At 73.5% G+C, this 9799-nt stretch carries 6 protein-coding genes; 5 read left to right on the top strand and 1 reads right to left on the bottom strand.

Annotation, left to right across the window (positions count from 1 at the left end):
* Positions 1 to 361: 361 nt before the first annotated feature.
* Both R2N01_RS10060 and R2N01_RS10055 read left to right on the top strand, forming a co-directional pair.
* Entirely contained in the window at positions 362 to 691 is a 330-nt protein-coding gene (locus tag R2N01_RS10060; protein WP_316670770.1) for a TadE family type IV pilus minor pilin, read from the top strand.
* Entirely contained in the window at positions 688 to 1221 is a 534-nt protein-coding gene (locus tag R2N01_RS10055) for an Rv3654c family TadE-like protein (protein ID WP_316670768.1), read from the top strand. The genes R2N01_RS10060 and R2N01_RS10055 overlap by 4 nt, the downstream gene beginning before the upstream one ends.
* Before the next feature lie 140 nt (positions 1222 to 1361).
* On the opposite strand, the gene R2N01_RS10050 is transcribed toward R2N01_RS10055, so the two are convergent.
* A complete protein-coding gene (locus R2N01_RS10050) occupies positions 1362 to 3773 on the bottom strand; it encodes a DEAD/DEAH box helicase (protein ID WP_316670766.1) in 2412 nt (803 codons plus the stop codon).
* Positions 3774 to 3888: 115 nt separating this feature from the next.
* On the opposite strand from R2N01_RS10050, the gene R2N01_RS10045 reads away from it, so the two are divergent.
* The 3 genes from R2N01_RS10045 to R2N01_RS10035 all read left to right on the top strand — a co-directional run.
* Complete coding sequence (locus R2N01_RS10045) at positions 3889 to 5442, top strand: methyltransferase (protein WP_316670764.1); 1554 nt, start codon at positions 3889 to 3891, stop codon at positions 5440 to 5442.
* A gap of 203 nt (positions 5443 to 5645) precedes the next feature.
* Complete coding sequence (gene topA / locus R2N01_RS10040) at positions 5646 to 8426, top strand: type I DNA topoisomerase (RefSeq protein ID WP_316670763.1); 2781 nt, start codon at positions 5646 to 5648, stop codon at positions 8424 to 8426.
* A gap of 83 nt (positions 8427 to 8509) precedes the next feature.
* On the top strand, positions 8510 to 9799 hold a 1290-nt coding region (locus tag R2N01_RS10035), incomplete at its 3' end, for a hypothetical protein (protein ID WP_316670762.1).

Below are 9799 nucleotides of genomic sequence, written 5' to 3'. Positions count from 1 at the left end.
CCGTTGAGCGGCTCCGGAGGGGCGGGGGGGGCGGGGCGCGGGGCCCCCCCCTCCGGCGCGCCGCCCCCGATCCGGTTCCGTCGTCCCGCGCGCACCGCCCCTCACGCGCCACTGATCGGGCGAGGCCGGAACGAACGGTTCGGATGATCGATCAGTCGATAGCCCAGCAGGGCGTTGGCCGGGGACAGGATCACGGCTCCCACGGCGGTTTCCGTCCTGCGCGTCACGTGAGGTCAGAATGATGAACATCAGCACGGCGGACATTGTCCGAAGAATCCTTCGCCCCGGTCACCGCCCGGCCGGCGCGGAGCAGGGCCCGCGTCCGCGATGCGCAGGCGGCCCCAAGCACCGCGAACGCGGCATGGTCACCGCCGAGCTGGCCGTCTCGATCCTCGCGGCGACCCTCATCGCCGCCGGCCTGTGCTGGGTCATAGGTGTCATCGGCACCCAGATCCGCTGCCAGGACTCCGCTGCGGCCATCGCTCGCCAGCTCGCCCGCGGGGACGAGAACGGCGTCGAGCGCGCGCGTGCGTCCGTGCCCGCCGGCGGCGGTGTCCGGATCGACACCGCCGGCGACGTCGTGCGGGTGACGGTCACCGACGAGCTCAGCTGGGGCAGGCTCGGCCCGGTCCCCGTCAGCGGCAGCGCCACCGTCACGAAGGAGCCCCGCGTGATGGAGCGGAGACCATGAGCAGGATCGTCACCACGAACGGGATCAATGCGGGCAGTCATCCCGGGGCGCACCCTTCCGCGCGGTCGGGGGAGGGCCCCCGCGCGGTCGGGGGAGGGGACGAGCGGGGCTCGGGTACGACGCTGGCGGCCTCGATCGTCGTCCTCATGTGCGCCGCCGCCTTCTGGGCCCTGGTCCTGTCGGGCTGGATCGCAAGCGACCGGCGCGCCAGGCAGGCCGCGGATCTGGCCGCTCTTGCCGGGGCCCACGCGCACGAGCAAGGGGCGCCGCCCTGCGATGCCGCCCGCGAGTACGCCCAGCGCAACGGCGGCGAGCTCACCGACTGCGGCATCAGCACCGGGCCCGGGGAGTACATCGTCCACGTCGAGGTGACGGTCGAGCTGCGGCCCGCCCTGCCGGGGGCGCCGTCCAGGGTGGGCGAGGAGGCCCGGGCCGGCTTCCTCGTCCCCGACGAGGATCCCGGCTCCGGGCAGGCCGGTCCGGTCTCGTCCGATCCGGCCCCAGGGGGCGGAGACGAGTCCGGTGGTTGAGCCACGCGCGGTGCCGGCCTTCGTGCACCCCGGCCGGATCCGGCCGGGGGCCGGTGCCGGGCGACTGGCGAACCGGCGCTGGGCTGGCGCTCGGCAGCGAACCGGCGCCTCTCCTGGCGGGCCGGCCGCCGGACGCCCGCTCAGTCGCCGATGAGGGCGGCCAGCAGCTGTCCGGCCGCCCGCTTGTCGAGGTGCTGGTTGGCGTTGCCGCACTTGGGAGAGACGATGCACGCCGGGCAGCCGTCGTAGCAGTCGCAGCTGCGCAGCCGTTCGAGGGCCGCCCGGCCCCACTCGTCGGCCACCTCGTAGCCGCGGGCGGCGAAACCGGCGCCGCCGGCCACGCCGTCGTGGACGATGATCGTGCACAGCTCCGTGTCGGGGTGCACCACCGTCGACACCCCGCCGATGTCCCAGCGGTCGCACGGGGCGAAAGCGGGCAGCAGGCCGATCGCGGTGTGCTCCATCGCGTGCGCGGCATCGCCGAGCCTGACCGCCGAGAAGCCCAGCCGCTCGGCGACCGGCCGGGGCACCGTCCACCACATCGCCCTGGTCACCATGCGGTGCTCGCTCAGGTCGAGCGGCGTCTCGTCCCACACCCGACCGGTCTGCTCGTCCCGTCGCAGGTAGCCGATCACCTGCGTGATCAGCTCGATGTCGCCGGTGGACACCTGCGTCGTGCCGAACCGCTTGCGGGCCTCCTCGTGCAGGATGCGCGCCTGCGTCGTCGAGATCGGCTGCGTGTGATAGCCGGGGCGCTGCCTGTGCACGAGGGCCTCGCGGCGCTCCGGCGCGAGCCGGTCCACCACGTACTGCTCGCCCTGCTGCAGATAGACGGCCCCGGGGAAGACGCTGCGATCGGCGGACTCCACGTCCACCTGACCGAGGACGCGGCCGGAGCCGGACTCGACGATGTCCAGCGGCCTGCCGCCCAGGCCGCGCAGGTCGATGGCGTCCACCGCGCGCTCCGGCCTGGGCCAGAACCATCCGGTCGAACGGCGGCGCAGCAGCCCGGCGGCGGCGAGCCGATCGGCCAGGGCGATCATCGTCCCGCCGAACCAGCGCTCGTCGGCCGGTTGGAGCGGCATCTCCTGCGCGGCCGCGGCCAGCTGCGGACCGAGCACGTGCGGGTTCTCCGGGCTCAGCACCGTGCGCTCCACCGGGGCCTCGAAGATGAGTCCCGGGTGCGCGAACAGGTAGGCGTCCAACGGGTTCTGGCTGGCCAGCACCACCACCAGGGCGTCGCGGTCGGCCCGCCCTGCGCGCCCGGCCTGCTGCCACAGCGAGGCCAGGGTGCCGGGGAAGCCGCAGATGAGCACCGCGTCCGTGCCCGAGATGTCCACGCCCAGCTCGAGGGCGTTCGTGGCGGCCACGCCGGTCAGCTCGCCGCTGGTCAGGCCGCGTTCGATCTCGCGCCGGTCGTGGGCCAGATAACCCGATCGGTACGCCAGGACGCGCCGGCCCGTGCGCAGGCGCCCTGCCGCCCGCTCGGCGACCAGCTCCGACTGGGTCCGGCTCGGCACGAAGGCGATCGTCTGCCTGCCGGCGTCGACCAGCCGTGCCAGGAGCATCGTGGCGTCAGCGTAGACGTCGCCCTCGGGCCGCCACAGCACCACGTCGCGGGCCGGGCGCGACGAGGCGTCCCGGCTCACCTCCGCGACCGGCCGGGGCTCGCCGATCAGGAGGGCGGCCGACTGCCCGGCTGCGGACGCCGTCGCGGAGGCGACGGCGAACACGGGGTCGGAGCCGTAGGCCCGGCACAGTCTCCGCAGCCGGCGGACGACACCGGCCACCTGCGCGCCGAAGACGCCCCGGTAGCGGTGCCCCTCGTCGATCACCACATACCTCAGGCCTCCGAGCAGGCGGGCCCAGCGCCCGTGCTGGGGAAGGATCGCATGGTGCAGCATGTCGGGATTGGTCAGCACGTAGCTTGCGTACTCGCGGGCGAAGCGCCTTGTCGCAGCGTCGGAATCGCCGTCCAGGGCGGCCACCCGCCAGCTCCTCGGGCCGAGTTCGCGCGCCGTGCGGCGCTGATCGTGGGCGAGTGCCTTCGTCGGTGCGAGGTAGAGGGCCGTCGGCTCGTGCGCGACGCCAAGCAGCGAGCGGGCCGCCGATGCGCTCGCCGCCCGCCCGGCCCGGACGGACCCGAGGCCATTCTGCCGACCGGGACCGTGCACCCATGGAGGCGGGCCCTCGGTCCCGGCCGTGGTCGCGGGGCGCCGCGGGCCGGCGCCCGTGGACGCGCTGGTGGGCCGCTGCCGGGTGCCGTCCGCCCCGGTCCCGCCCGGAGCGGTGTCGGCGATGACGGCCATGAGGTAGGCCAGCGTCTTGCCCGAGGCGGTCGGCGTCGAGACGACCACGTGACGGCCTGCGTGCATGAGCTCGGCGACCTCCGCCTGGTGCTCCCAGGGAGCCTCGATGCCGCGCTCGGCGAACCTCCGCCGGTGATCCTCGCCGAGCCAGGCCGGCCACGTCCCGCGCCTGCCGCCGGCGGCGTCGCGATGGTCGACATGGATCACGCCGGGATCTGCGCTCAACCACTCGGGGACTGCCATGGACCCCATTGTGCCCACCGCGATCGTGCTCGTCGTGCCGGCATCGTCTTCGCCGGGGCCCGTCCCCCGCAGGGCGCTCGCCCGGCAGACATTCTCGTGTGCCACAGTTGGGGCCATGCTCAGCAGGCGGGACACCGACGCGCTCCGCGAGGCCCTCGTCGGCGCCGGCTACACCGTCGACGCCGTGCTCGACCGGCTCGGGCCGGCCGGCCAGGAGGGCCTCGCGCGCAATGCGACGGTCCCCGCTCTGCACATCCTGGGCGGGGCCGACGACGCCCAGGCCAACCTGATCCGGCTGTTCCCGCTGCAGCAGGCCCTGCCGCGCGAGAGCCTCGACTCGTCGGGCGGCGGGCCGCTCGACGTGGATGCGCTCGTCGGCGCCGGCATCCTGCGGCATGTCCGCCCGGCCGGGGCCGCCGGCGGTGCCCGGGCGGACGGTCCGCTCGTCGAGGCGGTCGTCGACATCCGCCCCTACGGTTTCGAGGACGCCGGCGGCGACTGGTCGGGCTGGGTCGCCGCCGACCCGGTCCCCGGCCTCGACCGGGTCGTCACCCCGACCCGCCCCGACTACGTACTCGGTGTCAGCCCCGCATCCACCTCGCTGGTCCAGCTGAGCGTGCCCGACGAGGTCGGCTCCGCGCTCGACCTCGGCACCGGGTGCGGCGTGCAGAGCCTGCACCTGGCCCGCCACGCCGAGCGCGTCGTCGCCACCGATCTGAACCCGCGCGCCTGCGGGCTCGCCGGGCTCACCATGGCGCTCAACGGCCTCGATCGGGTCCGATTGCGCCAGGGCAGCCTTTACGGACCGGTCGCAGCGGAGCGCTTCGACCTCATCGTCACCAACCCGCCCTATGTCATGAGTCCGCCCGCCGGTGACGGCGAGCGCCTCGTCTACCGCGAGGGATCCTTCACCGGCGACGGCCTGGTCGAAACGATCGTCCGCCAAGGGCCCGACCACCTCGCCGATGGCGGGCTGCTGCAGGTCCTCGCCAACTGGGCCGACACCCGCGACATGGCCTGGCAGGACCGGCTGTCCGGATGGACGGCCGGTACCGGCTGCGATCTGTGGGTCATCCAGCGCGAGCGCCTGGACGTCTACGAGTACATCGAGACGTGGCTCGCCGATGCCGGCCTGGACGGCGGCGAGCAGTGGGGGCCGCGCTACCGCCGCTGGCTCGACTACTTCGAGCGGCTGGGCATCACCGGTGTCGGCATGGGCTGGATCATGCTGCGCAACTCCGGCGCCGCCCGGCCGCAGGTCCGCGTCGAGGAGTGGCCCCATGACATCGGCCGGCCCGTCGGGCCCGCCCTGTCGTCCGGCTGGAAGGCCATCGACGCCCGGGCGATGCGCGATGACGAGCTCTTCGCCGCGCACTGCGCGCTGAGTCCCGACGTCGTCCAGGAGACCTCGGGCGCGCCGGGGGCCGCCAATCCCAGCCGTGTTGTCCTGCGCCAGGGGACGGGCCTGAGGAGGGCGGTCGAGGTGAGCACCTCCCTGGGCGGCGTGCTGGGCGCCTGCGACGGCGAACTCTCCCTGGGACGGATCGTCGACGCGGTCGCCAGCCTGCTCGGGGAGGAGCCGGCCGGCCTGCGCGCGGAGCTCGCCCCCGGCCTGCGGGATGCACTCGCCGACGGCTTCATCCTCATCACCGGCCCCGCCCAGGGCTGAAACGCCTGCACGCGGTTCGCCGTTCCGGCTCCGGCGGGGCTATGGTGAGCCTCACACGGCGGATGCCCGGTGCGATCGGTCCCCGTCCCGGCTCGGCGGGCACGTGGCTCGGCGAGCGCTACGATCTGTGGCGTCCGCCCGCTCGGCAGTGGGCGGCCGCCGGCCCGAGTCCCGGGGCCGCCAGACTCATACGAAGGATCACTGTGGCAGACAACCCGCGCCGGCTCGTCATCGTCGAGTCCCCCACGAAGGCGACGAAGATCGCCGGCTACCTCGGCCCCGACTACACCGTCGAGTCGAGTCGTGGGCACGTGCGCGACCTGCCCACCAGCGCCGCCGAGGTGCCGGCCAGGTACAAGGGCCAGCCGTGGGCGCGCACCGGCGTCAACGTCGACAACGACTTCACGCCGATCTACGTGGTCAGCGCCGACAAGAAGGCCACGATCCGTCAGCTCAAGGCCGATCTCAGGGACTCCGACGAGCTCTACCTGGCCACCGACGGCGATCGTGAGGGCGAGGCCATCGCATGGCACCTGCTCCAGGAGCTGAAGCCCAAGGTGCCGGTCAGGCGCATGGTCTTCCACGAGATAACCAGGGACGCCATCCGTCAGGCCGTCCAGAACCCGCGCGAGCTCGACGAGAACCTCGTCCAGGCGCAGGAGACCCGTCGCATCCTCGACCGGCTCTACGGCTACGAGGTCAGCCCCGTGCTGTGGAAGAAAGTGATGCCACGCCTGTCTGCGGGCCGCGTGCAGTCCGTTGCCACCCGCCTGATCGTCGACCGCGAGCGCGAGCGCATGGCCTTCCGCCCCGCGAACTACTGGGACCTGGAGGCCACCCTCGACGCCGGCGCCGAGGCCGACCCGCGCCGGTTCGCCGCCCGGCTGTCCGCCCTGGACGGGCGGCGCATCGCCCAGGGCGCCAACTTCGACTCCCTCGGCAGGGTCAAGGGCGACGTCGTCGTTCTCGACGAGGACTCGGCCGCCGCGCTGGCCGCGGCCCTGGAGAAGACCCCGTTCGCGATCACCGCCGTCGAGGCCAAGCCGTACACCCGCCGTCCGGCCGCGCCCTTCCGCACCACGACACTGCAGCAGGAGGCCGGCCGCAAGCTCGGTTTCACCACCGACCGCACGATGCGCATCGCCCAGGAGCTCTACGAGGGCGGCTGGATCACCTACATGCGCACCGACTCGGTCACCCTCTCCGACCAGGCCATCCAGGCCGCCCGTGACGCCGTCAAGGCGCTCTACGGGGCCGACTACCTGCCCGGGAGACCGCGCGTCTACGCCAGCAGGGTCAAGAACGCCCAGGAGGCCCACGAGGCCATCCGCCCCGCGGGCGCGAGCTTCCGCACGCCGGCCCGGTCCGGTCTGAGCGGCGAGCAGTTCCGTCTGTACGAGCTCATCTGGCAGCGCACCGTCGCCTCGCAGATGGCCGACGCCACCGGCCAGCAGGTGACCGTCCGCATCGAGGCCGCCTGCGCCCAGCGCGTCGACCTGGGCGAGCGGGCGCCGGCCGTCCGCGTCGCCCAGTTCACCGCCTCGGGCCGCACCATCACCTTCCCCGGCTTCCTCAAGGCCTACGTCGAGTCCACCGACGGCCCCGCCGAGAAGTCGACCCATCTGCCGCAGCTGGCCCCCGGGCAGCCGCTCGTCCTGGTCGGGATCGCCGCCGAGGGGCACACCACGAAGCCCCCCGCGCGCTTCACCGAGCCGAGCCTGGTCGCCAAACTCGAAGAGCTCGACATCGGTCGCCCCTCGACCTATGCGTCGATCATCCGTACGATCACCAGCCGCGACTACGTCTTCAAGAAGGGCACCGCACTCGTGCCCACCTGGCTGGCGTTCGCCGTGACCCGCCTGCTCGAAGAGCACTTCACCGCGCTCGTCGACTACGACTTCACAGCCGACCTGGAGGAGCAGCTCGACTCGATCGCCAACGGCCAGGCCGACCGCCTCGAAGTGCTGCGCGACTTCTACTTCGGCCCGCAGACCGGGCAGGCCTCCGGCCAGTCCGCCCGCGAGGGCCTGCACGAGCTGACCGGCGCCCTGGGCGACATCGACGCAAGGGCCCTGTCGACCTTCCACCTGGGCGACCTCGACTCCGGCGTCGACGTCCGCGTCGGCCGTTACGGCACCTACGTGGAGGACGAGGAGTCGCACCGCGCCAACGTGCCCGATGACATGGCCCCCGATGAGCTGACCATCGAGGCGGCCCGCGAGTTGCTGGCCAAGGCCGGCGGTGGCGACCGCGAGCTGGGACTGGACCCGCAGACCCACTCGGCCATCGTCGTGAGGACCGGACGCTTCGGCCCGTACGTCACCGAGGTCCTGCCCGACGACGAGCCCGTCGAGAGCGGGAAGAGGGCCAAGCCGCGCACGGCCAGCCTCTTCCACTCGATGGACCCGGCCACCGTCACCCTCGAGGATGCCCTCAGGCTGCTCGGCCTGCCGCGTGTCGTCGGAGGCGAGGGCGAGGACGTCATCACCGCCCAGAACGGTCGATACGGCCCCTACCTCAAGCGCGGCTCCGACACCCGCTCGCTGCCCAGCGAGGAGGCCATCTTCACCACGACGCTCGACCAGGCCAACGAGATCTTCGCCCAGCCCAAGCGCCGCGGCCGCGCGGCCGCGGCCCCGCTCGCCGAGCTCGGCGCCGATCCGGCCACCGGCAGGCCCGTCGTCGTCAAGAACGGCCGCTTCGGCCCGTACGTCACCGACGGCGAGACCAACGCCACGCTGCGCCGGACCGATTCTGTCGAGGCCATGACGCTCGAGCGCGCGGCCGAACTGCTGGCCGACAAGCGCGCCAGGGGCCCGGCCCCCAAACGCCGCTCCGCGCGCACGTCGACGAGCAGGCGGACCGCGGCGAAGAAGGCGACCACCACCGAGAAGACGAATCCGAAGAAGACGACCGCCGCCGGGAAGCCGTCCCCGACCACGGGGGCGGCTCCGAGAACGACCACGGCGAGGGCGGCCGAGTAAGCCGGGCCGCGGCCGGCGGGCCAGGGGGTCGTATTGCGGGGCACGGCCGTGGCCGGGCCGGACCACCGATCCGAGGAGCGGGCATGAGCGCACATCAGAGCAGGAACTGGTTCTTCGAGATGCCCTGGCACGTGCAGGCGCCCGAGCTCACCAGCACCGCGCTGTCCCTCGACCGGGTCGTCCTGCTGGGGAGCGCCACCGGCCAGGTGACGCTGACAGTGCTCGACACCCCCGCCGAACGCCTGCTGCACGCGGGCGTCATGGTCGCCCAGCGCGCCGTCGGCGAGGTCGGGGAATGGTTCGTCTGGGCCCCGGACTGGGGGCCCTGGCTGCCCGGCGAGCAGTCCGGCCCCATCGCCTCCGACACCGACTCGGAGATGCCCGACGAGGTCGACGACCTGATCGCGCCCTTCCGCCGGGGGGCGAGACTCGAACCGGTCGTCAGCTGCACCCGGGTGCGCGCCCGCTACGGCATCCTCGACGGATCCGGCGAGGTCCTCGCCGTACTCACCGACGACCGCGTCACCATGCGCCGCGGTGGTATCGCCACCGGCCGTTTCCGCGAGTCCACCGTCGACGTGGCCCGTCTCAGCCCCCAGCAGAGGGCCTTCGTCGCCGAACGGATGGCTCAGGTCGGCGCGGTGCGCGTCGACGGCTTCCGGGACCTCTTCGCCCGCGTCAGCGAGGTGGCCCCCGGGGCCGTGCCCACCGGCCGGAATCCGGCGGACGGGACGACCGCCGGCCTCCTGTCCTGGTTGCTGGCCCGCCGGTTCCACTCGATCCTCGCCGCCGACCTCGCTCTGAGGAGCGGAGACACCGCCGACCCGGGCGTCCTGGCCGATTCTCTGCGCGAGTTCCGGGACGAACTCGACGTTCTGCGCGACATCGTCGACGAGCCCTGGCGGGCCGACCAGCTCGGCCGCCTGGACGTCCTCGGGGCCGTCGATCCGGACGGGATCACCTCCCTGCCCGAGTACGACGCCCTGCTCGACGCCATCGAACTGGCCGTGCGCATCCCGCGCGTGGGCGGGGACACCGACGGCCGCGCCGCCGAGGACTTCGGCTCCAGGCTGGAGACCGAGATCCGCGGACTGCGAGCCGGCGCCGACTTCGCCGTCGAGCACCCCGACGACGATGCGACCTGGGCACAGGCGCTGGCCAGTGCCGAGCGCGCGCTGGGCCTCGTCCGGGTCGCCCGGCCCGCCATCCGCAAGGCCAAGCGCACGGCCAGGCTGCTGGCCCGCATCGTCTCGGCCCTTGCGGAGGCGCGGGGGCCCGAGTTCGAGCAGTCCGGGCTCGCCGCGCTCACGCCCGAGCAGGCCTACCGACTCGGCCGCGCCGACGAGCGCGCCGGCGCCAGGGCCTCGGCGGCA

Source organism: uncultured Propionibacterium sp. (genome assembly GCF_963539965.1).
Classification (GTDB): Bacteria; Actinomycetota; Actinomycetes; order Propionibacteriales; family Propionibacteriaceae; genus Propionibacterium.
This window is presented reverse-complemented; position numbering and strand designations above follow the sequence as displayed.